Origin of the sequence: Sphaerisporangium sp. TRM90804 (genome assembly GCF_029846175.1) — a bacterium.
GTDB lineage: Bacteria > Actinomycetota > Actinomycetes > Streptosporangiales > Streptosporangiaceae > Sphaerisporangium.
This window is the reverse complement of the sequence record NZ_JARWAC010000033.1, coordinates 22,041-46,768: the sequence shown is the minus strand read 5'-3', so window position 1 is coordinate 46,768 and position 24,728 is coordinate 22,041. Positions and strand designations below refer to the sequence as shown.

Here is a 24,728-nt window from a genome sequence, read left to right as displayed (position 1 = left end):
CGGGGAACGCGAGCTACGTGAACGCATGGGGCAAGAGGGACGACATGGTCGTCCACAACGATCATCCTTTCAACGCCGAGCCGCCGCCGGCCGCGCTGGCGGGCCGGCCGATCACGCCGGTCGACACCTTCTACGCCCGCAACCACGGCCCCGTGCCCGAGTCCGACCCCGAGGGCTGGTGCCTGGTGGTGGACGGCCTGGTCGAGCGCCCGCTGACGCTGTCGGTGGCCCACCTCCGCGCCCTGTTCCCCGAGCAGACCGTCGTGGCGACGCTCCAGTGCGCGGGCAACCGCCGCGCCGGGCTCGCCGGCGTGCGCGACATCCCCGGCGAGCCGTGGGGCCGGGGGGCCACCTCGACGGCGTCGTGGACCGGCGTCGGCCTGGCCGGCGTCCTGGAACACGCCGGCCTGCGGCCCGAGGCGGCGCACATCGCGTTCGAGGCGCCCGACGTCTCCCAGGAGCCGTCCCCGCCCCAGGCGTACGGCGGCTCCATCCCGGTCGCCAAGGCGATGGCCGGCGAGGTGCTGCTCGCGTGGGCGATGAACGGCGAGCCGCTGCCGCCCGCGCACGGCGCCCCGCTGCGGGTGGTCGTCCCGGGCTGGATCGGCGCCCGCAGCGTCAAGTGGCTGCGGCGGGTGACCGCGCAGAGCGGCCCGTCCGGCAACTACTACCAGGCCGTCGCCTACCGCATCCTGCCGCCCGGCGTCGATCCCGACCACGCCGGGCCGGGGGAGGGCATCTCCCTGGGGCCGGTCGCGCTCAGCTCCGCCATCCTCAGCCCGGCGGACGGCGCACGCCTGGCCCCCGGCCCCGCCGAGGTCACCGGCTACGCCTACGCGGGCGACGGCCGCGCGGTGGCCCGCGTGGACGTCTCGCTCGACGACGGCGCCACCTGGGCGCAGGCCGCCCTCGACCCGCAGGACGACGGGCCGTGGGCCTGGCAGCACTGGCGGCTGACGGTCGACCTGCCCGAGGGCGACAGCGTGATCGCCGTCCGGGCCTGGGACGACGCCGCCGAGACCCAGCCGGAGTCGCCCGCCCAGGTGTGGAACCCCAAGGGCTACGCCAACACCTCCTGGGACCGGGTCGCCGTCACCTGCGACGCCTAGGCCGGGCCGCACGGGGGAGGGGGCGGGCATGAGAGTCGTGGCGCTGTCGGACACGCACGCCCCGCGGTACTGGAAGTCCTGCCCGCCGCGGGTGGCCGAGCAGCTGCGCGGGGCCGACGCCATCCTGCACGCGGGCGACGTCTGCACCGCCGGCGTCCTGGAGGAGCTGGCGGCCTTCGCTCCGGTGCACGCCGTGAAGGGCAACAACGACGGCCCGGACGTGACCGCGCCGGAGACGCTGGAGCTGGACCTCGACGGCCTCAGGGTGGCGATGATCCATGACAGCGGCGCGTCGGCGGGCCGGTGGGCGCGCATGCGCCGCCGCTTCCCCGACGCCGGCCTGGTCGTCTTCGGCCACTCGCACATCCCGCTGGACCACGAGGAGCCGGGGTTGAGGATCTTCAACCCCGGCTCGCCGACCGACCGCCGCCGCCAGCCGCACGGCACGCTCGGTGTGCTGGAGATCGAGCGCGGACGCCTGGTGGCGGCGCGCATCGTGCCCGTCACCTGACCGTCGCGGCGGCGGCCAGGTGACGGAGACCGGTGCCTAGCGGACGACCTCCATCTGGGCCATCATCCCGATGGACGAGTGCTCCAGGTAGTGGCAGTGGTACATGTACCGCCCGAGGTGGGTGGTGAAGTGGGCCTTGACCCGCACGCGCTCGTCCTGCGCCAGGTGGATGGTGTCCTTGAGGCCCAGGTCCTGCGGCAGCGGCGCGCCGCCGTTGCGGCTCAGCACCTGGAACTGCACCAGGTGCATGTGGAAGGTGTGGTCGAGCGGGAACGCCTCGGCGTTGTGGATCTCCCAGATCTCCGTGGTGCCGCGCTTGATCGTCATGTCGACGCGGTTCGGGTCGAACGGCTTGCCGTCCATCAGGCCGACCGGTATCTCACCGGAGATGTCGAAGCTCATCGCCACCTTCCGCTCGACCACCGGAGCGGGCAGCACCGGCAGCGGGCGCAGCACGGACGGCACGCGGCTGGTGTCGCGCGAGGTGGCCGGGGTGACGTCGAAGCGCAGGATCGGCGTGTCCCCGTCGTACAGGTAGATCGGGGTGCGCGTCCTCTGCAGCTGGGCGAAGTCGACCACGATCTCGACCCGCTCGGCGGAGGCCACCACCAGCTCCGTGTACTGCACCGGCGCGGGCAGCAGCCCGCCGTCCGAGCCGATCTTCGTGATCGGCCGGCCGCCCATGTTGAGCCGGAACACGCGCTCGTTGGAGGCGTTGAGCAGCCGGAACCGGTACCTGCGGGCCTGCACGGGGAAGTACGGCTGCGGCCTGCCGTTGGCCAGGATGGTGGTGCGCTCGTCCGGGTGGCCCCAGATCAGGTTGCCCACCTCGTCGAACTGGGAGTTGCGCAGCATGATCGGCACGTCGAACTGGCCGGACGGCAGCCCGAGGTACTGCTCGGACGGGTCCTCGACGATGTAGAAGCCGTGCAGGCCGCGGTAGACGTGCTCGGCCTCGCTGCCGTGGCTGTGGTCGTGGTACCACAGCGTCGCGCCCTGCTGGGTGTTCGGGTAGTCGTACACCCGCATGCCCGCGGGGTTGATGAGGTCCATCGGGTGGCCGTCGCTGACGGCCGGCACGTGCCCGCCGTGCAGGTGGACGTTGACCGGCCGGTCGAGCTCGTTCACGTACGTGACCTTGACCGGGCGGCCGGTCTTCGCGCGGATCGTCGGCCCGACGAACTGGCCGGCGTAGGTCAGCGCCGGGGTGACCAGGCCGGGGATGATCTCCAGCTTCGCGGCCTGCACCGGCACCTTGTACACGTCCACGCCCGACGACGTCAGGCTCGGCCGGAGCACCGAAGGTATCGGCATCTTCGTCGTGAACGGGGTGAAGCCCCCGTGCACGGTGCCCTTGCGGGTGGTGGTGAGGAACTCCTTGCGGCGCGCGCCTGGGTCGCTGGCCGCTTCGGAACTGGTCCGGGTGAAGGGCAGCAGCGCTGCACCGCCCACCGTCGCGCCAAGAGCCAGTAATCGCCGTCTGTTAAGCATGTGACCCCTATCGGGTGAACGGCCGGGCGCGTGCCTCCCCCGCCGCACCACGACACCGGCGTCGGATCCGCCACCACAAAACTCCCACCGCGCCCCCCGCCCTGGCATCCTCCAACGTGCTCCACCGCTCGCGACGACCGCGCCGGCGGCCGGGGAGTTGATGAGCCGGGGAGTTAATGAGTGGCGGCCGCGCACGGGCTGTGGACACAGTGGGTCTGTGGTGGAGAACTACTTCGACGAATGGATCGCGGCGACGTACGAGGCCAAGTGGCCCGAACTGTTCGACCCCGCCGTCGTCGACCCCGCCGTCGGCTTCCTCGCCGAACTGGCCGGATCCGGCGCCGCTCTGGAACTCGGCATCGGCACCGGCCGCATCGCCCTGCCGCTCAGCCGGCGAGGCGTCCGCCTGCACGGCATCGAGCTGTCGCCGGCCATGGTGGCCCAGCTCAGGACGAAGCCGGGAGCCGAGGAGATCGGCGTGACCATCGGCGACTTCGCGGACACCGGGCCGGGCGGCACCTTCGGCCTCGCCTACCTGGTACGCAACACGATCACGAACCTGACCACGCAGGACGAGCAGGTCGCGTGCTTCCGCAACGTGGCGGCGCATCTCGAGCCCGGCGGCAGCTTCGTCATCGAGGTGTACGTCCCGGAGCTTCGGCGGCTGCCGCCAGGCCAGACCATCCACCCGTTCACCGTGACCCCGGCGCACCTCGGTTTCGAGGAGTACGACGTCGCGTCGCAGATCGCGTACTCCCACCACTACTGGGTGGTGGACGGTCGCCTGGAGACCCGCACGTCCCCGCACCGCTACGTATGGCCGTCGGAGCTGGACCTCATGGCCAGGCTCGCCGGAATGACCTTGCGTGAGCGCTGGGCCGACTGGCACCGCCGGCCGTTCACCCACGAGAGCACGACGCACATCTCGGTCTGGCAGAAACCGTACGGCGACGGCTCTTAGCCGCACAACGGTCAGCGGGCGGGGGCGCGGACGGCGGGCGCGCCAAGGCGGCGCGGCAGACGCCGGTGCCGGCGGGCGGACCCACGCCCCGGGATCCTCCAACGTGCTCGAACGGGGCTCAGGGCCCTTCTCGCGGCGGAGGCGAGAACGGGGCCAGGAGAAGCTCGGTGAGGCGGCGTGTCGCTTCTTCGCCGCCGTCGAGGCGCAGAAGGCCGTCCCGGGTGGCGTCCGCCACGCTGACCAGGTTGCCGCACACGGCGCGCAGGGTGCCCAGGTCGGTGGTGAGCGTGGCGCAGGGGCGCGCCGCGGCCGTCCCGCGGCTGATCTGGACCGAGCCGCCGGTGACCTCCACGAGGTAGGTGTCGGCGTCGACGCGGAGCTCGTACGCGGCGGGCGGCTCGCCGGACCGCGCGGGGTCGAATGCCGTCTTGACGCTCAGGAGCAGCGAGTCGATGCCGATCTCGGCGTCGGGCGGCATCGGGGCCCGGCTTCCCCAGCGCCCGAACCGGAGCAGCAACGGCTCCAGCTCGCGGCCCCATTCGGTCAGCTCGTAGAGGTGGACCCGCGCCGGGGCGCCCAGGTCGCGGCGGCGGACGACGCCGTGCTCGACCAGGTCGCGCAACCGCTGGCTCAGCACGTTCGGGCTCACGCCGCGCAGGCCGCCCAGCAGGTCGTTGAAACGCTTGGGGCCGAGCAGCAGGTCGCGCACCACCAGCAACGCCCACCGCTCGCCGACGATGTCCAGCCCACGGGCCACGCCGCACGCGTCCCCATAGCTTCGCCTGTCGCTCATGGACTCAGGTTACCAATTCGATCCTTGTTTAGGAGTGCCACTTGTTTTCTAGGAGTTTGATCCTCTAGGTTCTGGGCCATGAGCCTCTCGAACGGTGAACCGGAGAGCCCGCCGCAGGGCGACGTGAGACTGCTGGACACCCCCGTGGCCCGGCGCCTGCTCGCCGCGCCGCTGGTGGCGCGGCTGGCCTACACCGGCAAGGACGGCACGCCGCGGCTGATCCCGGTCGACTTCCTGTGGACCGGCGACGAACTGGTCGTCGGCGCGTTCGCCGGCACGTACAAGATCCGCGACCTGCGCGCCCGCCCCGACGTCGCGGTCACCATCGACACCGCCGACGGGCCGCCCCAGGTGCTCATGCTGCGCGGCAGGGTCACGCTCGCCGAGGCGGACGGCGTCCTGCCCGAATACGCGGCCATGCAGCGCCGGGGCATGGGCGAGCGGGCCGCGACCGCCTACCTGGAGGCCATCGACCGCCCCGGCCTGCGAATGGTCCGCATCGGCCTGCGCCCCGCCTGGGTCGGCGTGCTGGACTTCCAGCGGCGTTTCCCGAGCCGGACCCCCCAACCGGTCCTGGCGGCCCTCGGCGGCGGCCGGTAGCACCACCTGTAGAGCCACTGGACCGAAGGAGCCTGCCATGCGGAAGATCGTCGTCTCGATGTGGATCACCCTCGACGGGTTCGTCGCCGGCCCGGGGGACGAGATGGACTGGCTGCTGGCCGACGACCGGCTGCAGCGCTACGAACGGGAACTGGTGGAAAGCGCCGGCAGCCTGCTGCTGGGTCGCATCACCCACGCCGACTTCGCCGGCTACTGGCCGAAGACCGCCCGGAACCCGGACGAACCAGAGGTGGTACGCGGTTACGCTCACCGGGTCGACGTCATGGAGAAGATCGTCGTCTCCGCCTCCGGGGACACCGCGCCATGGCCGAACACGCGGCGTCTGGCACGCGTCGACCGGGACGAGATCAACGACCTGAAGCAGGGGCCCGGCGGGGACGTCCTGGTCTACGGCAGCCTCGGAGTGGTCCGGTCCCTGGTCGACCTCGACCTCGTCGACGAGCTCCACCTCCTGGTGCATCCGGTGTTCCTCCGCCAGGGCAAGGCCCTGTTCACCGGGGACCGCCGGCCCGTCCGGCTGGGCCTGCTCTCGGCCGAGCCGTTCGCGTCGGGAGTCGTCCTGATGAGGTACGGCCCCATCGGCGAAGCCCGGGGTGACTCGCCTTCCTGAACCGGCCGCCCTCGAACGCCAGACGCCGCCGAGACCGCGTCCGCGCCGGTCGGTGTCAGCGGGCCGGGGCGCGGCCGGTCCGGTGTTCCTGGGGGCTGACGCCGTAGACCCGCTTGAAGGCGGTGCTGAGGGCGAACGAGCTGCCGTAACCGGCCTGGTGCGCCACGGCGCCGACGGTGGCGTCGGTCTCGCGGAGCAGGTCGGCGGCCAGGGCCAGCCGCCAGCCGGTGAGGTACGCCATGGGCGGCTCGCCGACCAGCTCGGTGAAGCGGCGCGCCAGGGCGGCGCGGGAGACGCCGGTGCCGGCGGCCAGCTCGGCCACCGTCCAGGGGTGGGCCGGGTTGTTGTGGATCAACCGCAGGGCCTTGCCCACCACCGGGTCGCCGTAGGCGCGGTACCAGGTGGGCGCCCGGGCCTCGGGCCGGGAGAACCAGACGCGCAGCACGGCGATGAGCAGCAGGTCGAGCAGCCGGTCGAGCACGGCCTCCTGGCCGGGGTCGTCCTTGACGATCTCCTGCGCGAGCAGCGTGACGAGCGGGGAGTCCAGGGCGCCGTCCGGGAGCGTCAGCAGCGGCGGCAGCGCCGCGAGCAACCGCCTGCTCACCTCGCCGCGCATCTGGTAGGTGCCGGTGAGCACGATCACCGGCCCGTCGAGGCTGTCACCCCAGGTGCGCACTCCCAGGCTCATCGACTGCTTCAGCGACTCCCCCTCCGGGGACGCGCACCGCCCCCCGGGGTGGATGATCACCTGCGGCGGCGTGCCCGGATCGTCGGCGACGGTGTACGGGTTGGGGTCGGTGACCACCGCGACGTCCCCCACGCGCAGCCGCGCCGGCTCGCGGCCGTCGGGTATCACCCAGGCGTCCCCGCGCAGCATGGCGACCACGGTGAGCGGCGCCTCGTCCTGAATGCGCAGCGACCACGGCGGGGTGAGAATCGAGCGCATCAGGAACGCGCCCCGAGCCCTCGGACCGTCGAGCAGGCCCGCCAATGCGTCCACGCCCAACACCCTAAGCCCCGCCCCCCGCGCCCGTGGGGCCTCTGGTGGACGCCGGCGCATGCCCGCGCGCTTCTCGGCCATGGCGGGTGCCGGCCCGCGGCGGTTCACTGGACGGAAGCGACGACCCGACCACCCCCGCCACCGGAAAGGCGACCCTGATGGACCTGCTGAGAGGCGTCTCCCTCGTCCTGGCCGTGATCACCATGGGCCTGTCGGCCGGGTTGTTCACCACCTTCTCCTACGCCGTCATGCCGGGCCTGCGCCGCACCGACGACCGCGCCTTCGTCGCCGCGATGAGCAACATCAACAGGGCGATGCTCAACGGCCGCTTCGCCGCCGTCTTCGCCGGAGCCCTGGTGTGGACGGCCCTCGCCGTGCTGCTCCACCTGGGAGCCCCCGGCGTCCTGCTGTGGGCGGGCGCCGCCCTCGTCCTGTACGTGGCCGTGTTGATCATCACCTTCGCGGTGAACGTCCCCCTGAACAACCGCCTGGACGCCGCCCAGCCCGGAGACGACGCCGCCACCCGCCGCGACTTCGAGCGGAAGTGGGTCCGCTGGAACGACGTCCGCTCCCTCGTGGTGATCGCCGCCAGCGCCTGCGTCACCTGGTCCCTCGTCCTGTACGGCCAGGGCCTCGCCTGACGCCGCGCGGCGCCGCCGCCCGGAGGGCGCGGGGAGCTCGCCCCGCTGCGCGCTCTCGCGGCCGAGCGGGGGCGCATGGGGCACCGAGCGGCAACGGCCCAGGTGGGGGCAGGTGGGCGGGGCGGGAATAGTCACCACGTCCGTGGGGTTCTCGGTGGCAGAATATTTGACGCAACAACATTCCACGCGTAAGTTGTTGCACCGCCAACCATTTGGCCGCCCGGCGCCGGAAGCCGCGCCGGAGCGGACGGATGCCCACCGGCTGTGGCCCGACCAGGCCGGCCGGTGTGCCGGCGCCGAACCCCGCACGACAAGGAGTCACCCCATGGCCAAGATCGCCATCATCCTCGGCAGCACCCGCCCGGGCCGTAACGGCGAGGCCGTCGCCAACTGGGTCCTCGACATCGCCAAGCAGCGCGGCGACGCCGAGTACGAGCTGGTCGACATCGCCGACTACAACCTGCCCCACCTGGACGAGGCGATCCCCCCGAGCCTGGGCCAGTACGCCCACGCGCACACGCTGGCATGGGCCGAGAAGATCCGCTCGTTCGACGGCTTCGTGTTCGTGACTCCGGAGTACAACCACTCCACCTCCGGTGCACTGAAGAACGCCATCGACTTCCTCTACGCCGAGTGGAACAACAAGGCGGCCGGTTTCGTCAGCTACGGCAGCGCCGGCGGCACCCGCGCCGTCGAGCACCTCCGCCTGGTGATGGGCGAGCTGCAGGTCGCCGACGTCCGCGCCCAGGTCGCGCTGTCGCTGCACACCGACTTCAAGAACTACAGCGAGTTCACCCCGGGCCCGCACCAGGCCGAGATCGTCGGCACCGTGCTCGACCAGGTCCTGTCCTGGAGCACCGCGCTCGCCACCCTGCGCGCCGCCTGACCGGGAACAGCCCCCGTAGAACGTGCCCGGTGCCCGGGCCGGCCGACCGCTGCACCCAGCCGTCCGGCCCGATCGCCGCTGTACCCAGCGGGCCTTCTCGGGCACCGGGCCGACGGCCGCCGCGGCGGCCGTCAGATCCATGTCAGTTAACCGTCATCACCCGCTGCCATACTGAAATAGCACCGTAAAACCGATTGATGGATATCAATTCCGACGGCTTCTGCCACGGAAACAGGTAACTCCTACGGTTTGCGAGGACCCCCCATGGCAACGAGACGGTACGACGGCGCCGATTCACCCGGCGAGACGGTGAGTCGCGCGACACGCGGCGCGGAGTGTTAGGGCCATGGCGCCGATACTGACGCGCGAGAACGTCCTGACCACGCTCGACCCCCAGCCGTCGGGCGCCTGGGCGGGCCGCCTGCGCGTCGACGAGCGCAACACGTTCTTCTTCGACCACACCCTCGACCACATCCCGGGAATGCTCCTGTTCGAAGGGCTCCTGCGGGCCGCCGAGCACGTGGCCGTAGCCGGTCACGGGTCGCCACCGGGCTTCCGGCTCTCCTCGGCGCGCCTGCGCATGACCAAGATGTGCGAGAAGGACCAGCCCGTCGACGTGGAGATCCTCGCGCCCGCCCCCGTCCACGGCGGCGTCCAGCACTGCGAGGTCGTGGTGCGGCAGGGTGACGCCACCCCCTGCGCCGGCACCCTCTCGCTCACGCCCGCCACCGACGGCGAGCACGGCTGCTCCCCGCCGGGCGGCGGCCGTCCGATCGACCCGGCCCTGGTGCACAAGCGCGACCGGGAGGCCGTGCTGATCGGCGCCTTCCACGTGGACCCGCCCGGCTACCGGGCCGAGGTGCTGCCGCCGACGAACGACGACGACCTGGCCGTGCACCCCGACACACTCCTGCTGGAGATGTGCCGGCAGTTCGCCACCTCCTCCATGCACGTCTTCGAAGGACTCCCCTTCGACGGGCTGCTGCTGCTCACCACGATCGACGTGGACATGCGCGCCCCGGTGCCGCCTGGGCGGCCGATCCACCTGTGGAGCGGGTACCGGCCGCGCGGCGGGCGCAAGTACTCGTTCTCCGCCGAGATCCGCACCGACACCGAGACCCTCGGCGTGGTCACCATGGCCGCCAACGGCCTGCCGAAGAAGGTGTACGCCCAGCTCCGCGACTCCGGCCGCATCTGACCCCCACCCGGGCCGTCCCAAGCGCGCCGCCCCACACCGGGTGCCCGGAAGTCCCGCCTCCAAGCGCCCGTCCGCGGAGACCGAGCACGCCGCCGCCCACCGGAGCCTCAGCCGGCGACGGCGGGCCCCGCGGGCCCCGGCCGGACGGCCGTCCGCGCCGGGCGCCGAGTGTGGCCTTCGGGCCGTGACCAGAGAGGGTCCCGACATGCAGTCCGCCCGGCAACGGTCGTCCACGCCTCCCGTGCCGCGCACCACGTCGTGGCGCACGGGGCTGCTCCTGGCGGCCCCCCGGCTGCTGTTCGCGCTCTGGCTCGTCGTCCTGGCGGTCGGGCTGTGGCGGCACGCCCCCCACCTGCAACGGCCGCTGGACCTCGCCGCCACGGTCATGTTCGGGGGCTACCTGGCATGGGGGCTGGCGGAGGTCCCCGTCACGTTCCGCCGCACCGGCGCCGCGCCCGCCGAGTCCGCGACCCTGCTGATGTACGCGATCGCCCGGCTGGCGCTGGTCACCACGGCGGCCGTGTGGCCGCCCGTCTGGACGGAGTGGTCACCCTGGCTGGCGCTGCCGATGGCGGTGTTCGCCGGCGGCATCGCGCTGCGGCAGGTGGCGATCTGGACGCTGGGCCGGTTCTACTCCCACCACGTGGTCAGGCAGCGGGACCACTCCGTGGTCTCCCACGGCGTCTACCGCTTCCTCCGCCACCCCGCGTACGCGGGCATGGTCACCGCTCACATCGGCTTCACCGCGTTCTTCCTGAGCCCGCTGAGCGCGATCTGCCTGATCGCCCTGGTCGCGGCCGTGGTCCGGCGGATCCTGATCGAGGAGGGCGTCCTGTACGGACTGCCCGGCTACGCCGACTACGCCCGAGGCAGGGCCCGGCTGTGCACGGGGCTCTGGTGACCGGCCTCGCGGGCGCCGACCAGGTGACCGGCCTCGACGAGCTGCTCGTCACCACGCGCGCCGTCCGCCGCCGGCTCGACCTGACGCGCCCGGTCGACGTCGAGCTGGTGCGCGAGTGCCTGCGGGTGGCGCTCCAGGCGCCGAACGGGGCCAACGGCCAGCGCTGGAGATGGCTGGTGGTCACCGAGCCCGGCCTGCGGCGGGACATCGGCCAGGTGTACCGGCGGGCGTTCGAGAACCGCTACCCGCCGGCCGTACAGGCGAACGGCGCCACCGCCCGGCAGCTCGCCGGCGCCCGGTATCTCGCCGAGAACCTGGCCCGAGTGCCGGTCCTGGTCATCCCCTGCCTGGAGCTCAGCGGCCCTCGGCTTCCGGACGGCAACCAGGCGGGGGTGTGGGGCTCCCTGCTGCCCGCCGTCTGGAGCTACATGCTCGCCGCGCGGGCGCGCGGGCTGGGCACCGTGTGGACGACCGTCCACCTGGACGCCGAAGCCGACGTGGCCCGGCTGCTCGGCCTGCCCGCCACCGTCCACCAGGGCGCCCTCATCCCCACCGCCCACACCCTCGGCGACACCTTCGCCCCCGCCCCCCGGCACGAACTGGACACCGTCCTGCACCTGAACGGCTGGCACGACAAGCCCCCCGCCGAGAAGAGGAATCCCGCGATGCCGACCATGTCAGCTCACCCGCCCGCGGCCGCGCCCGGGCCGGGCACCACCGCCGTCGGCGACTGGCTCGCCCGGTTCGTCGACGGCTGGCGGGCCGGCGACCCGCGGGCCATCGGGGCGCTGTTCACCCCCGACGCCACCTACTACCGGGGCCCCTTCGAACCCCGCCGTCGCGGTACGCGAGAGATCGTCGACCACTGGACCGAGGTGGTGTCCAAGTGGCCCGCCCCGGAGGTCCGGCTCGGCGCGCCGCTGGTCCAGGGGGAGCGTGCCTCGGTCGAGTTCTGGTGCGTGGTGCGCGACCCGGCCACCGGCACTCCCCGGACGACCGCGGGCAGCCTCGTGCTGCGGTTCGCGCCCGACGGCCGGTGCGCGCGGTGGCACGAGTACTTCTCCCTCCGGCCCGACGGCGCGGCGCTGGAACCGGCGCCGGACTGGCTCGGCTGAGGCGCGGGGCGGACATACCCATGCGAACCGCGCTGCACGCCACCCCGCCCACCCTGTCCGTCGAAGGCCCCGCTCTGGCGGACCCCGCCCAGGTGGGTAACAAGTTCGCCCGCCTGGAGACGATGCGCCGGGCCGCCCTGCCCGTTCCCAGCTTCTTCTGCCTGACCGTGGCCGGCTTCGACGCCGCGATGGACGTCATCAGGCGGGACATGCCGCCCGTTCCGACCGGCGACGAGGCGCTCGCGCGCTGGTGCAAGCGGGCGGAGGAGGCCCTGCGGCGGACCGCCGTACCGCCGCCGCTCGCGGTGCGCATCCTCGCGGCGTACGACGAACGGATCGGCGCCAACCAGCTCGCCGCCGTGCGCGCGTGCGCCGTCCCGGCCGAGGACGGCACCGGCGAGGACGGCGCCGGCGACCCGTTCGCCGGGATGAGCGACAGCTTCCTCTACGTGCCGCGCGGCCAGGTGCTACGGCGGGTCGTCGAGTGCTGGGCGTCGGCGTTCACCGAGCGCGCCGTGCGCTACCGGCTGTGGCGCGGCATGGACCCCACCCGCGCCCGGATCGCCGTCGGCGTCCAGCGCATGGTGCCGGGCGCGCGGTCGTTCGTCGCCTTCACCCGCGACCCGCAGGACGGCGCCGACCGCACGGTCATCGCAGCCGCGCACGGCATCGGCGAGGGGGTGGTCGCCGAGAAGGCGGACGTGGACCACTTCTTCGTCCAGGACGGCACGGTGCGCGCCGAGACCGTGTTCAAGCGGCACATGGTCGCCCTCTCACCCGGCGGCGGCGGCCCCGCCGTCGTCCCCGTCCCACGCGGGCTGGCCCGGCCCCCGGTGCTGCTCGACCCCGAGGCCCTGGAGATCACCCGCCTCACCGCTCGCGTGGAGCGCCTCTTCGGCGGCCCCCAGGACGTCGAGGGCGTGATCACCACCGACGGCGCCCTCCACCTCGTCCAGGCCCGCCCCGCCGTCATCGCGCCCCCCGCACCCGCCGGCCGAGCCCCCGACGACCCGCCCCGCTTCGCGCGGGACCCCTCCACCCCCCGCCCGACCGCCGAGCCGGCCCGCGAGAGCGGTCATGGCTCCGCGGCGGCCGGGAAGACTCTTGTGCTCCAAGCTCGTCCCGAGGTGGCGGAACCGCCCGGCGAGCGCAGGTACTGGAGCAACCACAACATCACCGAGAGCTACCCGGGGGTCTCGGCGGCGCTCACCTTCTCGCAGGCCCGCGAGTTCTACCGGCGCGCCTTCGGCGACCTGTACCACCGCATGGGCGTCCCCCGGAAGCGCCTGGCCCGCAACCGTCACCACCTTGAGCAGATGGTGGCGTACCTGGACGGACGCGTCTACTACCGGCTGGAAGCCTGGCAGGCGCTGCACGGGATGCTCCCGGCGTTCGAGCTGGTCCGCACGCAGTGGGAACGGTCGATGGGCGTCAGCGGCGAGGCGCGGCATCCCCGCGTCTGGAGCCGGGCCCGCGCGGCGCTCGCCCTGCCCGGCCTGCTCGCCCGCATGGTGCCGCACCCGCTCGACGTCCGGCGTTTCCTGCGCTGGTGGGACGACCTGTACGACGACGCCGGCGACCTGTCCGACCGCACCCCCGAGGAACTGGTCACCTTCTACCGGATGATGTGGAGCCAGGTCGGCGAACGCTGGGGCGTCACGCTGGTCAACACGGTGTACGTCCTGCTGTTCAGCGGCCTGACCACCTCCCTCGCCCGCCGCTGGACCGGCGCGGGCGACGGCCTGCTCGCCGGCCTGCTGATCGGCGGCCCGGAGAACCGCTCCCTCAAGGCGGTGCGCTCGGCCGTCGCCCTGGCCGAGAGCGTCTCGAAGACGCCCCGCCTGGAGCAGGCCGTCCTGCGGGCGAGGGGGGCCGACACCGGACGCCTGTGGGACGACATCACGGGCGGCGCGTACGGTCGCTCGGTGGCCCGCGCCGCGACCGAGCACCTGCGCCGCTACGGCGACCGCGCCCCGCACGACCTCAAGCTGGAGGAGCCCACCCCTCGCCAGCGCCCTGAGCTGGTGCTCGACGTGGTCCGGCCGTTCGTCGAGCAGGGGCTCACGGTCGAGCGGAACCGTGCCGCCGAACGCCGGGCCGCGAAGCGCGCCGCCGCCCTGCTGAAGGAGACGTGCCCGAACCCCGTGCGCCGTGCCGTGCTGCGGCTGCTGGCCGCCGGAGCCCGCGCGTCGGTGCGGGCCAGGGAGGACACGCGCTTCTGCCGCACCCAGCTCTACGGTCTGTCCCGCCAGGTCATGTGGCGGCTCGGCGCCGAGCTCGCCGCCTCGGGCCTGCTGGACGACGCCGCCGACGTCCAGGACCTCACCGTCGAAGAGGTGCTCGGCGCCTTCGACGGCACGCTCCCCGGCACCGACCTGCGCGCCCTGGCCACCCACCGCCGCGCCGAACGCGCCCGCTACGCCGCCACCCCACCCCCCCACTACCTCCTGACCACCCCGACCGGCACCCCCCTCGCCACCGCGCTCCCCAGGGCGACCGCCGTCCCGGACGGCCCCACCGGCACGCCCCCGCAGCTCACCACGCCCGACCCGGGCGGCCCCACCCCCTCGCCGTCCCCCATCCCCTCGCCGTCGCCCGCCACCGGCCAGAACGCCGCCCACCCGACCGCCCCGGCCCCCGATCGCCTCACCACGTCCTCCACCGGCCCGGACCCCGGCCCCTCGGGCCCGGCCACCACGCTGCGCGGGCTCGGGTCGTCCAGTGGAGTGGTGCGCGGCCGGGCCAGGGTCGTGGCGGACCCGGGCGTGGACCCCGCCTCCTGCCGGGACGCCATTCTCATCGCCCGGGAGACCGACCCCGGCTGGCTGTACCTGATGATGATCGCGAAGGGCCTGGTGGTGGAGCGGGGCACGATGCTCTCGCACACGGCGATCACCGGCCGGCTGCTGGGCATCCCCACCGTCGTCGCGGTGGACGGAGCCGCCACCCGCATCCCCGACGGCTCGTGGATCGAGATCGACGGCGGCGCCGGCACCGTCCGCCTCCTGGAAGGACCGCCACAGTGACCCCGAACAGCGAGCCGACCCCGTTCCCCTTCCCCGACCTGCCCGGCGTCGCCGTGCCAGAGGAGCGCCTGCGCGAGTACCGCGACCGGCCCCTCATGCCGGTGACCCTGCCCAACGGCCGGGAGGCGCTGCTGGTCACCGAGTACGACGACGTGCGGACCGTGCTCGCCGACCCGCGCTTCAGCCGCGAGGCCTACGCCCAGCACCCCCTGTTCGCCCGCTCCAGCAAGAACCTGTCGTTGGCGACCAGCGACCCCCCGACCCACACCCGCCGCCGCCGAGCGGTCACCGCCCCCTTCACCTCCCGCCGCGCCGAACGCGACCGCGCGATGGTGGAGAAGACCGCTGAACGCGTCCTGGACCGGGCCGAGGCGGCGGGATCGCCGGTGGACCTGGTGGCGGAGTTCTGCGTCCCTTACGCCTACGCCATCGTGCTGGACATGCTCGGCCTGCCGGAGAGCGACCTGCCGACCCTGCACTCGTACGCGGAGGTGCTCAACTCGGCCGGTCGCCACCCCCGCCCGAAGATCGACGAAGCCCAAGCCAGGATCAAGGACTACTTCGTCCGCCACCTGCGGCTACGCCAGGAGGCCATCGACGCCGGCAACCCGGGAGAGGACGTCCTCACCCACCTGCTGACCCTGGACGGCCACCCCCTGGCCCCCGACGAGATCGTCACGCTGGCCGCCGGAACCCTGCTCGCCGGCGGCGACACCACCGCCGTCCACCTGGCCCTCTGCCTGTACCACCTGGTCACCGACCAGGATCTGGCGGACCGGCTCCACGCCGACCCCACCCAGGTCGTCCCCGCCGTGGAGGAACTGCTGCGCTGGGCCTGGCTGGGCCACACAGGCGGCCAGCCCCACGTAGCCCTCACGGACGTCCTCCTGACCGCCGGCCTCATCAAGGAGGGCCAGACCGTCATCCCCCTCCCCGAAGCCGCCAACCGCGACCCCAAGGCCTTCCCCGACCCCGACCACTTCGACCCGGCCCGCACGCCCAACCCCCACACGGGCTTCGGCCACGGCCGCCACATGTGCCTGGGCGCCCCCCTGGCGCGCATAGAGCTCCAGACAGCCCTGACCGCCATCACCACCCGCCACCCCCGCCTCCACCTGGCCGTCCCGGAGACCGAGATCACCTGGCGGGACGACATGTTCCTCCGCGGCCCCTGGACCCTCCCGGTCCACTGGAGCAGGTGAGCGAGGAGGGCCGCAGGAGCCCTCAAGACCTCGGAGGCGCGATCACCCGCCGGCGCCTCCCCGGCCCCACGCTCGCCCGGCCACGCCGGCCGCGCACCCCCGGGAGCCGGAGCCTCGTGGGCCGGGACGGCCGCGGCGGGCGCAGGCGCCGGTGGAGCAGGTAGGTCGCCAGCACGAAGAAGACCAGCGACAGCACGCCCAGCCAGACCAGGTCCTGGAACCACTGGGCCTGGGTGTGCCGCCAGAGCGCGTCCTGGTTCATCCGAGGCCCGTTGACGCCGCGCAGGTCCGTCGCCGCGGCGGCCGCCGCGAGCCCCCACCGGTCCGGCAGGAGGAGGGACGGCAGGCCGACCAGGTTGTTCTGCGAGAGGTCGGAGCTGGCGCCGTTGAAGGCGATCTGGGTGATCGTCACGATCGTCACGATCGGGACGGCCTGCTCCAGACTCCTGACCAGCGTGGAGATGACCAGTCCCAGGCTCATCGCGGCGACGGTGAGCGCGCTCAGCGAGATCATGAGGTCGACCACGGGCGTGAACAGCAGCCCCCGGCTCGGCGCCCGATCGGGGACGGCGCAGAACAGCCAGGTGATGACGACGGCCTGCGCCACCGCGACCACCGCGTACACCAGCCACTTGGCCAGCGTGACCGCCAGCGGCGACACGCCGGTCCGGTGCTCGCGGCGAACGATGGGGCCTTCGCTGATCAGGTCACTGTAGGTCAGGGCCTGGCCGCTGAGGATGCAGAGCGTGGTCAGCAGGTTCAGCGCGACGAGCCCGGAGTTCGGCCCCGGCTCTCCCAGCCCGGGAGCCTCGGGCACGGCGGCCGCGACGAGCGCCGAGACGGCCGCGATGAGCAGCGGCATCGCGGCGACCAGCCACACCCTGAGCCGGTCGAGCGGGTTCGGGTGGCGTCTGTTCCGGGTCCGGCCGCGTGCCATGAGCAGCGACCACTGTCGCAGGACGAGCGTGGTGAGCTGCCGTCTGAACGGCTTGACGGGCGGCAGGCGCGTCCACCCGGCCACCGCGCCGCCGCCGCGCGGCGACCGCCCCCGCCGCCGCTCCAGCTCGTCGGCCTGCTCTATCGCCTCTCCGGCGCGGCTGCGCTGGTAGCGGTCGGCGTCGGAGCTGGCGTCCTCGGCCAAGGCGAGCATCATGGACGCGTGATCAGGCCGGCCCAGGGTGCCGAGCAGGAACTCCGGCTCGCCGGAGTAGACCGGTCTGCCGTCCTCCACCACGACGAGCACCTGCTGGGCGTTGTGCAGGTGTTCCAGCGAGTGGGTGACGATGATCGCCGTGTTGCCGTCGAGGGCGTACTCCCTCAGGAACTCCATCACCTCGCGGTCGAGACCGGTGTCCAGGCCGGTCGTCGGCTCGTCCAGCATGAGGAGCTTGGGGTCGGTCAGAAGCTCGATGGCGAGCGACACCCGCCGTTTCTGCCCGCCCGACAGCGTGCTGACGATCTGCGGCAACTGGTCGGTGAGCTGGAGGCGGTCGCAGATCGCCGCGATCTGGCGCTCGAAGGTCGCGACGGTTCCCGGGCTGCGCAGCCGGAAGGCGTATTCGAGCACCTTCCGCACGGTGAGCGACTGGTGGAGCAGCACCTCCTGCGGAACGAACCCGAGCAGCTCCCTGATCTGCGACGCCTGCCCTTCGAGCGGCATCTCCTGGAAGAACAGCCGCCCGCTCTGCAACGGCAACTCCCCGAGCAGCGCCTCGAACAGGGAGCTCTTGCCCGCCCCGGACGGGCCGAGCACCGCGAGCAGCGTCTTCTCCCGCTGCACGAACGACATCGCCGTCATGCGCGCCTTGTCACCGGTGACGGCGTAGGCGTCCGCGACGACGAGGTCGCATCGGCCGAGCGGGTTGTCCCGCAGAAGGCCGGTGCCGATCACCGTGTAACGGCGGTCGGCGAAGTCGAAGAAGTCACCGGCGCCGAGGTGCGCGGTCACCACCTCCCGGCCGTTGACGTACGGGCCGCGGCCGGGGCGGCTCGAACGCAGGACCAGCACGTCGCCGCTCTTGGTGAGGTCGAAGTGGTGAACGGCCGCGACGGGCGCGTCCAGGACGACGTGCCCCTTCCCGTGATCCTTGGACCCGAAGATCGTGGTCGTGAGGGTGAGCGGGATCTCCCTCCCGTCACGCGGCGGCCGGGAGGGCGGAGGCGGCGGCGCCGCCGTCACCGGCACCGCCTCCTCCGGATCGAACGCGCCGGCCTGCGCCCACGAGGGCAGGCCGGGGTGCGCGGGGCTGAGCGCCGCGTTGACCCAGGCCCCCTGGGGGTGCGACCGCACCAGGCTTCGCCGGTAGGCCGCGAGCCTGCGGTGCGTGTGGGCGTGGAAACGCCGCACGCGCGCCGCCGCCGCCATGTGGTGCTGCTCGGCTTCGAGCAGCGCGGCGGCCAGGCGCGCCTCGGCGGACTCGACGGCCACCTGCGCCCTGGTCACCGCGCCCCGCGCCTTCCACAGGTCGCGGGTGTGCTCGCGGAGCCGCCGCTCGGCGATCACCTCCTCCGGGTGGCCCTCCTCGCCGAGACGGCGGCGTCGCAACTCGGCGGTGGAGGGCCGCTCCGACACCACCGCGACCTCCGCCTCGGCCCAGGCCAGGCTCGCCTTGCACGCGGCGAGCTCCGCGCGCGCGGAGACGATCCGCCGATGCGGCTCCGCGACCGCCTCCAGGTAGTGGAGGAATTCGGCGTCGAAGACGTCCTCGGCCTTGCGGATCAGCGCCTCACGGTGCGGAGTGGTCACCGGCCTGCGGTCGCCGCGTCGCGTCCTGCCGGGGATCGCGGCACGCGCGTCCCTGCGTCCCTGCAACCAGTCGTAGTACCTGGTCTTCCTGGGGTAGGGGATCGCCTCCCGCGCTACCTCGGACATCGCTTGCCGCTCAGCTCGACGACGACCTTCCGGTTCAGCACCGCCTTGGCCAGGTTCAGCCTGCCGCCCGGCCCGGTGTCGTCGACGCGCCCGGGCAGGAACTCCCCGGCTCCGCTCGTGGTGATGCGCCCCCTCGGAACCCCCGACTCGATCAGGACGTCCCTCACCGCTTCGGCTCGCCGCTCCGACAGCTCCTGGTTGCGTCCCGTCGGGCCCTCCGAGGAGGTCGCGCCGGTCAACCGGGCGGTCTGGTCCTCCGCCTTCATCACGTCGGCGATCTTCTTGATCGTGGCTCTGGCGCCGTCCGGGTTCCGGAACTCCGCGGAGTTCACCAGGAAGCCGACGTCGTCACGCTCCCCGAGGGAGGTCTCGGCGCACGCGCCGGGCGGGGGAGGCGGGGGCGGGATCGGCACCGTGCTCACCGTGGCCCGGACGGCCGGGGCCGGGCTGGTGGGGGTGGAGGTGTCGACGTGGACGCAGCTCGAACCGGAGACCTGCACGATCTTGGTCCAGAGGTCGATGATCCGCCGGTCGAGCCGGTTGTCCAGGTCCTGCTGCGGCGCGGCGGTCGAGCCGAGGCCGCCCAGGTAGACGTGCCGGTCCTTGAGGTCCGGCAGGAGGTCGTTGTCCCGCAGGTACTCGACGATCGTGTCCGGCGGGACCGTGAGCAGGTTGCCGTCCCGGAAGTCGAGCGGGCTGGTGGTCTGCAGCCCGGAGTCGATGAGCACCACGTTGCCGCCCGGGCCCGCGGCGTTTCCCGCGATCGTCAGGGCCTCCAGGAGGTTCACCTCGTCAGCCTGCGCGCTGATACCGGTGGCCTCGTCGCCGCCGCTGAACACGGCGTTGAGGGCGTTGGTGAAGGCGTTGCGCGCCTCCTTCTCGGCCTGGCTGCTGCCGCTCGGTGGGCTGAACCGCTGGTCGAAGATCTTTACCGGGTCGCCGTCCACGCGTACCACGGTGATCTGCTTCCGCGCGGGGATGGCGGCGCCGATCACATTCCAGACGTCCTCGGGGAGGTCGGCCGCGGGGGCGTTGGCCCGGACGGCGGCGGCGACGGCCGTCGCCTCGCCGGCGACGAGGCAGGGCATGCCGGGCGGTGGTCGTTCATCGCCGCAGGCGGTGAGCGGGAACAACGTCAACGCGGCCAGGAAGACCGAGGTGTTTCGCCTCATGGCTGGGGGACTCCAGGATCGGTGTCGGTGAAAGGGGGGCGGCCGGGGCCCGTGGCGGGCCCGTGGCCGTTGGAGGGACGGCCGTCCACGCCGTCACCGTCGCCGGACGCGCCGGAAGATCGGCGGGGGCCCACGCAGGGCCCGCCGCCGGCGTAGGGCCGGTCGTCCTCACGGAAGATCGCGTCGGTCACGGCCGGGTCCTGGGCCGCGCCGGCCATGGCCACCCGCGCGGTCTGCTTCAGCCGCTCGGCGAGGGCGCAGAGCTCACGTTCGGTCTGGTCACGGAGCCGGTCGGCCGATCCGATCTCGACGGCCTGGCTGTTGCGCACCGCCTCGGCGCGGGTGAGCTGGTACGCCGAGGCCGCGGCCCGCTCGACGGCCTTCCGGTGCGCTCGGACGGCCGCCATGTACCGCAGGCGCAGCGGATGGTGGGTGAGGTAGGCGCCGACCGCGGCCACGACCCCGGTCGCCGCGTAGAGCGCGAGGAACAGGGCCGCGGCCTGCTCTTCGTACAGGTCGCGCCCCGTCCCCCGCGACGGCGGCACGCCGCCGCCCAGAGAGACCGATCCGCCGCCCAGCGGGCCCGAGCCGCCGAGCGTCACCTCCTGGACCGGAGGCACCGTCAGCCGCACCCAGTACGCGACCAGGCCCAGCCCCACCCACACGGCCATGCACAGGTACGCGCCCACCCGCCGGGAGACCCACCCGCCGGCCCGCCTGAGGACCCCGTCGGAACCGCGCCGCACCCGGGCGTTGCGCAGCAGGACACCGGTGTTGTGCGCCAGGTAGAGCACCACGGCGGTGAAGCCGAAGACCACCAGCCAGATCAGCCAGTCGTCCTGGTCGCGCATCACGAGCCCGATCACCTGCGTGAAGGCCCCGACGTCGGCGCCCGCGGCGACGAGCAGCGCCAGCCAGTGCAGGAAGAGCGCCCTGGAGGAGCCCACGAGCATCGCCGGGTCGCCGTGGGAGGGGTGGTTCCAGTCGGGCGCCCTGCCGCCCCCGGTGGACAGGATCCGGGCCAGGTTCACCGGACGCATCCGGTCCTCGCTCATCGTCCCCGCTCCCCGTGCGTTTCGGTGACCTGACTCAGCACGGTCTCCAGCGCCCTCTCCACCTCGTCCAGACGCCGCCGGTCGTAGGAGTGGAGGACCGAGTACTGCTCGGAGACGGCCTGCGCCTCCCCGAGCCGGAGGGTCGCCTCGGACCGGAACCGGGAGTACTGCTCGTCGACGTCCAGCAGCCAGAGGTCGGCCATGGCGTTGATGAGGTTGTCGAGCGGGTACCCGGTCGCCTCGTCCACCGCCTCGGGCATGAGACGGGCGACGTACTGCTCGATCATCGCCACCCGCTCCTCCTCGCGAAGGGAGGGAACGTAGCCGGTGACCTTCACCGGCTCGCTCGAGTACGGCAGACCACCCAGGGCGGCGACCCGCCGGTCGCGCCGCCGTGTGCGTAACCCCCGGAGCCGCGTCATCTTGTCCCGGATCGGTAGGACCAGCTTTCTCACTCTTCACTCGCTCTCGGTCACCCATGCGGGCAGCGAGGGCCCGACGGGATGGCGCAGCAGTACCAGGTTGAGTTCCGGTCCCCGCTTGTGCTTGCGGACGAGCTGCTGCAGATAGGTCGCGATCCGCCGGTTTCCGTGCTGGTGGAGCCGGTGGGCCGCCGCACGCGCGACCGCGGTCCGGTGCGCGATGATCTCGTTCAGCATTTCCTCGGACCGGATGGCGTGCGCCAGCTCCCGGCTCCGCTCCAGGTAGGCGTTCTCCGCCTTCCTCACCCGCCTGCGGTGGTCGCCCGTCCGGCGGAGCCGGATGAGCTCGTCCGGTCGCCGGGCGGTGTTCTGCTCGGCGGTGCGCCGGCAGGTGAGCGACTGCGGGGTGGGCGGCGTCCAGGCGGCGTCGACCTCCCGCTCGGCCAGGTCGATCGCGCGGGGCATGACGTCCCGGTCTTCCCTCGCCCTGGCCACCATCTTGCGCAGGACGGCCACCGACTCCTCCAACCGCCGCTCCTCGTCCGCGATCTCCGCCAGCGTCTGGCTCTTGATCGCCTCGATCCGCGGTGTGGAGAGCGTCTCTTCGGACGTCGCCTCCCAGACGGCCGCGTACCGCTCGTACTCGCCGGCCTCCTCCCGCGGGCCGGGGGCCGACGGCCTCCGGTGCCACCACCGAGGCTTGCGGCTCGGCTCGGGAGGACCGGCGAGGACGGCGTCGGCTCTGTCGGCCGGAAGAAGCTCCCAGGGCTCGGGGAGCGCCGCCCCCTTCCCGCCGCCGGAGGCGACGGTGGTCGCGCCTTTGGGAGAAGGGGCGGGGGGAGGGAGCATGGGCACGCCGTTGCGACCGTCGACCCAGCCCGCGTACATGTCGCCGATCCGCTCGCGAAGGAGGTACGGGGTGGGGTCAGGCGGTGGAGCGGTCCAAGGCACGGTCACGGCGCGGCTCCCCCGGCGAGGTGACGGCCGATGTGGACCGTCCAGTGGGCCACCGACAGGCGGTGGCGGATCCCGGCTTCGGTCAGGGGGCGGACCTGGGCGAGGAGTTCCCGGTGGAAGACCCGTCCCGGGAAGCCCTCGGGAACGGGCAGGTGAAGCCCGGCCAGGATGCGGACCGCCCGCACGGGTTCGTCCGCCGAGACCAGGTCGCCCGCGATGTCCAATACTTCGCCCGCCGCGTCCAGGGCCACCTGGATGCCCCCCAGGTCGATCGCGTGGCGAGGGGTGCGGGGGATCGGCAGCGTGGAGGCGATCTTCGCCAGGATGCCTGGGCGGACCTTCAGGAGGGCTTCGGCCTGGTCGTGCAGCAGGGTCGCCAGGTGGATCTGGCGGCGGGTGAGCTCGTCCAGGGCCTTGGCCGCCGTCTGCATGTCACCCCCGTTCAGGCGTGGCGCGGGCCTCGCGGCCACGGCCTCGCCGCCTGTGCCGAGGCCGTGGACGACGATCGCCGTCGCGACCGGCCGTGCCGAGCCTTCGGCGGCGAGGTCGTGCAGCCGCTCGTCGCCGATCACCTCGCGAGCGGCCCGGCGTACGGCGTCGCCGGTGAAGGCGACGAGGGCCGCGGGGTCGGAATGGCAGGCGTGCCCACCGAGGAAGCGCGCGAGCGGCTCGGTGGGCTCCTCGGACGCGTTGAACCGGGAGAACAGGCCCTCGATCTCCGCCGCCCGCCCGGGCGGCAGCCGGCGGATGTCCGATTCGAGGCCGGCCGCGGCCTCGTCCTGGGCGACCAGCATCGCGGCGACCTGACTGAGCAACACCCGCTGGGGCAGGGCCTCCGCCCGCAGCCGGTCGCTCATGCCGGAGGCGGCGGAGAGGATCGTGCGCCGGTGCCGGCGGGTACGCAGCCGAAGAACCACCGCGAAGGCCGTTCCGGCCGCCGCGATTGCGGCAGCGGCGATCGAACTCAACATGACAGCATTCATCTCGTGCCCTTTTGCTGCGACATATAGCAATGAGACGTATTGCCACCCGAAATGGTGTGCATGCTGCGGAAGAGGATCTTCCTTAAACGCTTAACCTCGGATTGCACGCGATTCGGTGCGCGGCACGCCTCGCAGGGATGTCATACGAAAGCGGAGAATTCCGACTCCCATGACTTTCCGTGACGGGGATCCAACGGTGCAAGATATCCGGACCTAAGTGGATGAACATGACTCCAATGGCTATCGCGTCGGTCCACAGAAGACGGGCGTGTCCATGACGAACCACATTGCTCTTCTTCAAGCCGCTCACATTCGAGCTTGAGCACGCTTATGGGAGACGGCCCTTCCGTGGGCGACTCCAGATACGGTGCCGCCGGTGGAGTCGGCGGTTCGAGACCGCCGACCCGCCCCTGTGGCACCGTCCGACAGTTCGGGTAGCCGTGACTATAAGTCATCGGCCAACTTCTGGTCAATAGGACGATTAACTAGGATGGTTGGGTGAACATGTCTGATGGGCGGCCTGCGGGGGTTTCACCTGTTTCGGTGACCGTTGACCTGGTGATACTGACCGTCCGGGCCGGCCGGCTGCAGGCGCTGCTCATCCAGCGCGGCAAGATCCCGTTCAAGGGGGACCTGGCGCTCCCCGGGGGCTACGTGCGCGACGGCGAGGGACTCGACGCGGCGGCGGCCCGCGAGCTGTTCGAGGAGACCACCATCGACGCCGCCCACCTCCATCTCGAACAGCTCCGCACGTACGGCGACCCCGACCGCGACCCCCGGGGGAGGGTCTTCACCGTCGCCTACCTCGCACTGGGGCCGAACCTCCCGCTCCCCGTCGCGGGCACCGACGCGGCCGAAGCCCGCTGGTGCCCCGTGGACGAGGCGCTGGAGTCCGACCTGGCATTCGACCACGGGCGCATCCTCGCCGACGGCGTCGAACGCGCCCGCGCGAAACTCGAGTACACGACGGTGGCGGCGGCGTTCTGCCCCGAGCCGTTCACCGTCGCCGACCTGCGCCACATCTACGAGGTCGTGTGGGGCGCGAAGCTCGACCCCAGCAACTTCCACCGCAAGGTCACCCGCGCCCAGGACTTCCTCGTACCCACAGGCGACCACCGCCTCCCCGACCTAGGCCGCCCCGCCGCCCTCTACCGCCGCGGCCCCGCCACCACCCTGACCCCGGCCATCCTCCGCTGAACCGG

General features: G+C 72.7%; 22 protein-coding genes. 13 read left to right on the top strand and 9 right to left on the bottom strand.

Translation table 11 applies throughout. The features are described from left to right. Nucleotides 1-17 precede the first annotated feature (17 nt). Nucleotides 18-1,109 carry a sulfite oxidase gene (locus PYR91_RS33390; protein ID WP_279786491.1) on the top strand — a complete coding sequence of 364 codons (1,092 nt, stop codon included), beginning with the start codon at nt 18-20 and terminating at the stop codon, nt 1,107-1,109. Nucleotides 1,110-1,137: 28 nt separating this feature from the next. Next, complete coding sequence (locus PYR91_RS33385) at nt 1,138-1,620, top strand: metallophosphoesterase family protein (protein WP_279786489.1); 483 nt, start codon at nt 1,138-1,140, stop codon at nt 1,618-1,620. 36 nt (nt 1,621-1,656) lie between these two features. Here the strand turns inward: PYR91_RS33385 and PYR91_RS33380 are convergent, their stop codons facing one another. Continuing rightward, nucleotides 1,657-3,072: a multicopper oxidase family protein gene (locus PYR91_RS33380; RefSeq protein WP_279786487.1), complete on the bottom strand. Its 1,416-nt coding sequence runs from the start codon at nt 3,070-3,072 to the stop codon at nt 1,657-1,659. 256 nt (nt 3,073-3,328) lie between these two features. Between PYR91_RS33380 and PYR91_RS33375 the strand changes: the two genes are divergently transcribed. Next, nucleotides 3,329-4,072, top strand: coding sequence for a class I SAM-dependent methyltransferase (locus PYR91_RS33375; RefSeq protein WP_279786485.1), 744 nt, complete (start codon nt 3,329-3,331; stop codon nt 4,070-4,072). 118 nt (nt 4,073-4,190) lie between these two features. On the opposite strand, the gene PYR91_RS33370 is transcribed toward PYR91_RS33375, so the two are convergent. Further along, entirely contained in the window at nt 4,191-4,865 is a 675-nt protein-coding gene (locus PYR91_RS33370; RefSeq protein ID WP_279786483.1) for a helix-turn-helix domain-containing protein, read from the bottom strand. Between the two features lie 78 nt (nt 4,866-4,943). Here PYR91_RS33370 and PYR91_RS33365 point away from each other — a divergent pair, with 78 nt between their 5' ends. Next, nucleotides 4,944-5,465 (top strand): pyridoxamine 5'-phosphate oxidase family protein, encoded by a 522-nt coding sequence (locus tag PYR91_RS33365; protein WP_279786481.1) that lies wholly within the window; start codon nt 4,944-4,946, stop codon nt 5,463-5,465. Between the two features lie 37 nt (nt 5,466-5,502). Beyond that, on the top strand, nt 5,503-6,096 hold the full coding sequence (locus PYR91_RS33360) for a dihydrofolate reductase family protein (protein WP_279786479.1): 594 nt from the start codon (nt 5,503-5,505) through the stop codon (nt 6,094-6,096). 55 nt (nt 6,097-6,151) lie between these two features. Here PYR91_RS33360 and PYR91_RS33355 read toward each other — a convergent pair whose 3' ends face one another. Next, nucleotides 6,152-7,096 carry an AraC family transcriptional regulator gene (locus tag PYR91_RS33355; RefSeq protein WP_279786477.1) on the bottom strand — a complete coding sequence of 315 codons (945 nt, stop codon included), beginning with the start codon at nt 7,094-7,096 and terminating at the stop codon, nt 6,152-6,154. 158 nt (nt 7,097-7,254) lie between these two features. On the opposite strand from PYR91_RS33355, the gene PYR91_RS33350 reads away from it, so the two are divergent. From PYR91_RS33350 to PYR91_RS33320, 7 genes are all read left to right on the top strand, one after another. After that, nucleotides 7,255-7,737 carry an anthrone oxygenase family protein gene (locus PYR91_RS33350; protein ID WP_347943903.1) on the top strand — a complete coding sequence of 161 codons (483 nt, stop codon included), beginning with the start codon at nt 7,255-7,257 and terminating at the stop codon, nt 7,735-7,737. A 325-nt stretch (nt 7,738-8,062) separates the two neighbouring features. Further along, entirely contained in the window at nt 8,063-8,623 is a 561-nt protein-coding gene (locus PYR91_RS33345) for an NAD(P)H-dependent oxidoreductase (RefSeq protein ID WP_279786475.1), read from the top strand. A gap of 346 nt (nt 8,624-8,969) precedes the next feature. Next, the gene (locus tag PYR91_RS33340; RefSeq protein ID WP_279786473.1) at nt 8,970-9,821 is read left to right on the top strand and encodes an AfsA-related hotdog domain-containing protein; all 852 of its coding nucleotides are present in this window, start codon (nt 8,970-8,972) and stop codon (nt 9,819-9,821) included. A 184-nt stretch (nt 9,822-10,005) separates the two neighbouring features. Continuing rightward, nucleotides 10,006-10,722 (top strand): isoprenylcysteine carboxylmethyltransferase family protein, encoded by a 717-nt coding sequence (locus tag PYR91_RS33335; RefSeq protein WP_279786471.1) that lies wholly within the window; start codon nt 10,006-10,008, stop codon nt 10,720-10,722. Further along, the gene (locus tag PYR91_RS33330; RefSeq protein WP_279786470.1) at nt 10,719-11,837 is read left to right on the top strand and encodes a nitroreductase family protein; all 1,119 of its coding nucleotides are present in this window, start codon (nt 10,719-10,721) and stop codon (nt 11,835-11,837) included. Before PYR91_RS33335 ends, PYR91_RS33330 begins: the two co-directional genes overlap by 4 nt. Before the next feature lie 20 nt (nt 11,838-11,857). Further along, the gene (locus PYR91_RS33325) at nt 11,858-14,863 is read left to right on the top strand and encodes a PEP/pyruvate-binding domain-containing protein (protein WP_279786468.1); all 3,006 of its coding nucleotides are present in this window, start codon (nt 11,858-11,860) and stop codon (nt 14,861-14,863) included. After that, nucleotides 14,860-16,065 (top strand): cytochrome P450, encoded by a 1,206-nt coding sequence (locus tag PYR91_RS33320; protein ID WP_279786466.1) that lies wholly within the window; start codon nt 14,860-14,862, stop codon nt 16,063-16,065. The genes PYR91_RS33325 and PYR91_RS33320 overlap by 4 nt, the downstream gene beginning before the upstream one ends. A gap of 22 nt (nt 16,066-16,087) precedes the next feature. Here the strand turns inward: PYR91_RS33320 and PYR91_RS33315 are convergent, their stop codons facing one another. Genes PYR91_RS33315 through PYR91_RS33290 form a run of 6 tightly spaced genes read right to left on the bottom strand, consistent with a single transcriptional unit; the run spans nt 16,088 to nt 23,514 of the window. Beyond that, the gene (locus tag PYR91_RS33315; protein WP_279786464.1) at nt 16,088-18,937 is read right to left on the bottom strand and encodes an ATP-binding cassette domain-containing protein; all 2,850 of its coding nucleotides are present in this window, start codon (nt 18,935-18,937) and stop codon (nt 16,088-16,090) included. Continuing rightward, nucleotides 18,925-20,109: an OmpA family protein gene (locus PYR91_RS33310; RefSeq protein WP_279786462.1), complete on the bottom strand. Its 1,185-nt coding sequence runs from the start codon at nt 20,107-20,109 to the stop codon at nt 18,925-18,927. Before PYR91_RS33310 ends, PYR91_RS33315 begins: the two co-directional genes overlap by 13 nt. After that, nucleotides 20,106-21,164 carry a hypothetical protein gene (locus tag PYR91_RS33305; RefSeq protein ID WP_279786460.1) on the bottom strand — a complete coding sequence of 353 codons (1,059 nt, stop codon included), beginning with the start codon at nt 21,162-21,164 and terminating at the stop codon, nt 20,106-20,108. Before PYR91_RS33305 ends, PYR91_RS33310 begins: the two co-directional genes overlap by 4 nt. Continuing rightward, on the bottom strand, nt 21,161-21,619 hold the full coding sequence (locus PYR91_RS33300; protein WP_279786458.1) for a hypothetical protein: 459 nt from the start codon (nt 21,617-21,619) through the stop codon (nt 21,161-21,163). Before PYR91_RS33300 ends, PYR91_RS33305 begins: the two co-directional genes overlap by 4 nt. Before the next feature lie 3 nt (nt 21,620-21,622). Continuing rightward, nucleotides 21,623-22,543 (bottom strand): hypothetical protein, encoded by a 921-nt coding sequence (locus tag PYR91_RS33295; protein WP_279786457.1) that lies wholly within the window; start codon nt 22,541-22,543, stop codon nt 21,623-21,625. Next, on the bottom strand, nt 22,540-23,514 hold the full coding sequence (locus tag PYR91_RS33290) for a hypothetical protein (protein WP_279786455.1): 975 nt from the start codon (nt 23,512-23,514) through the stop codon (nt 22,540-22,542). Before PYR91_RS33290 ends, PYR91_RS33295 begins: the two co-directional genes overlap by 4 nt. Nucleotides 23,515-24,069: 555 nt before the next feature. Between PYR91_RS33290 and PYR91_RS33285 the strand changes: the two genes are divergently transcribed. Further along, complete coding sequence (locus tag PYR91_RS33285; protein ID WP_279786453.1) at nt 24,070-24,723, top strand: NUDIX domain-containing protein; 654 nt, start codon at nt 24,070-24,072, stop codon at nt 24,721-24,723. The last annotated feature ends 5 nt before the right edge of the window (nt 24,724-24,728 follow it).

What these genes read in the sequence shown, in the direction of transcription:
- PYR91_RS33385 (WP_279786489.1), top strand. Translation starts at nt 1,138, where the DNA reads ATGAGAGTCGTGGCGCTGTCGGACACGCACGCCCCGCGGTACTGGAAG.
- PYR91_RS33370 (WP_279786483.1), bottom strand. Translation starts at nt 4,865, where the DNA reads ATGAGCGACAGGCGAAGCTATGGGGACGCGTGCGGCGTGGCCCGTGGG.
- PYR91_RS33365 (WP_279786481.1), top strand. Translation starts at nt 4,944, where the DNA reads ATGAGCCTCTCGAACGGTGAACCGGAGAGCCCGCCGCAGGGCGACGTG.
- PYR91_RS33360 (WP_279786479.1), top strand. Translation starts at nt 5,503, where the DNA reads ATGCGGAAGATCGTCGTCTCGATGTGGATCACCCTCGACGGGTTCGTC.
- PYR91_RS33350 (WP_347943903.1), top strand. Translation starts at nt 7,255, where the DNA reads ATGGACCTGCTGAGAGGCGTCTCCCTCGTCCTGGCCGTGATCACCATG.
- PYR91_RS33345 (WP_279786475.1), top strand. Translation starts at nt 8,063, where the DNA reads ATGGCCAAGATCGCCATCATCCTCGGCAGCACCCGCCCGGGCCGTAAC.
- PYR91_RS33340 (WP_279786473.1), top strand. Translation starts at nt 8,970, where the DNA reads ATGGCGCCGATACTGACGCGCGAGAACGTCCTGACCACGCTCGACCCC.
- PYR91_RS33325 (WP_279786468.1), top strand. Translation starts at nt 11,858, where the DNA reads ATGCGAACCGCGCTGCACGCCACCCCGCCCACCCTGTCCGTCGAAGGC.
- PYR91_RS33315 (WP_279786464.1), bottom strand. Translation starts at nt 18,937, where the DNA reads ATGTCCGAGGTAGCGCGGGAGGCGATCCCCTACCCCAGGAAGACCAGG.
- PYR91_RS33310 (WP_279786462.1), bottom strand. Translation starts at nt 20,109, where the DNA reads ATGAGGCGAAACACCTCGGTCTTCCTGGCCGCGTTGACGTTGTTCCCG.
- PYR91_RS33305 (WP_279786460.1), bottom strand. Translation starts at nt 21,164, where the DNA reads ATGAGCGAGGACCGGATGCGTCCGGTGAACCTGGCCCGGATCCTGTCC.
- PYR91_RS33290 (WP_279786455.1), bottom strand. Translation starts at nt 23,514, where the DNA reads ATGTTGAGTTCGATCGCCGCTGCCGCAATCGCGGCGGCCGGAACGGCC.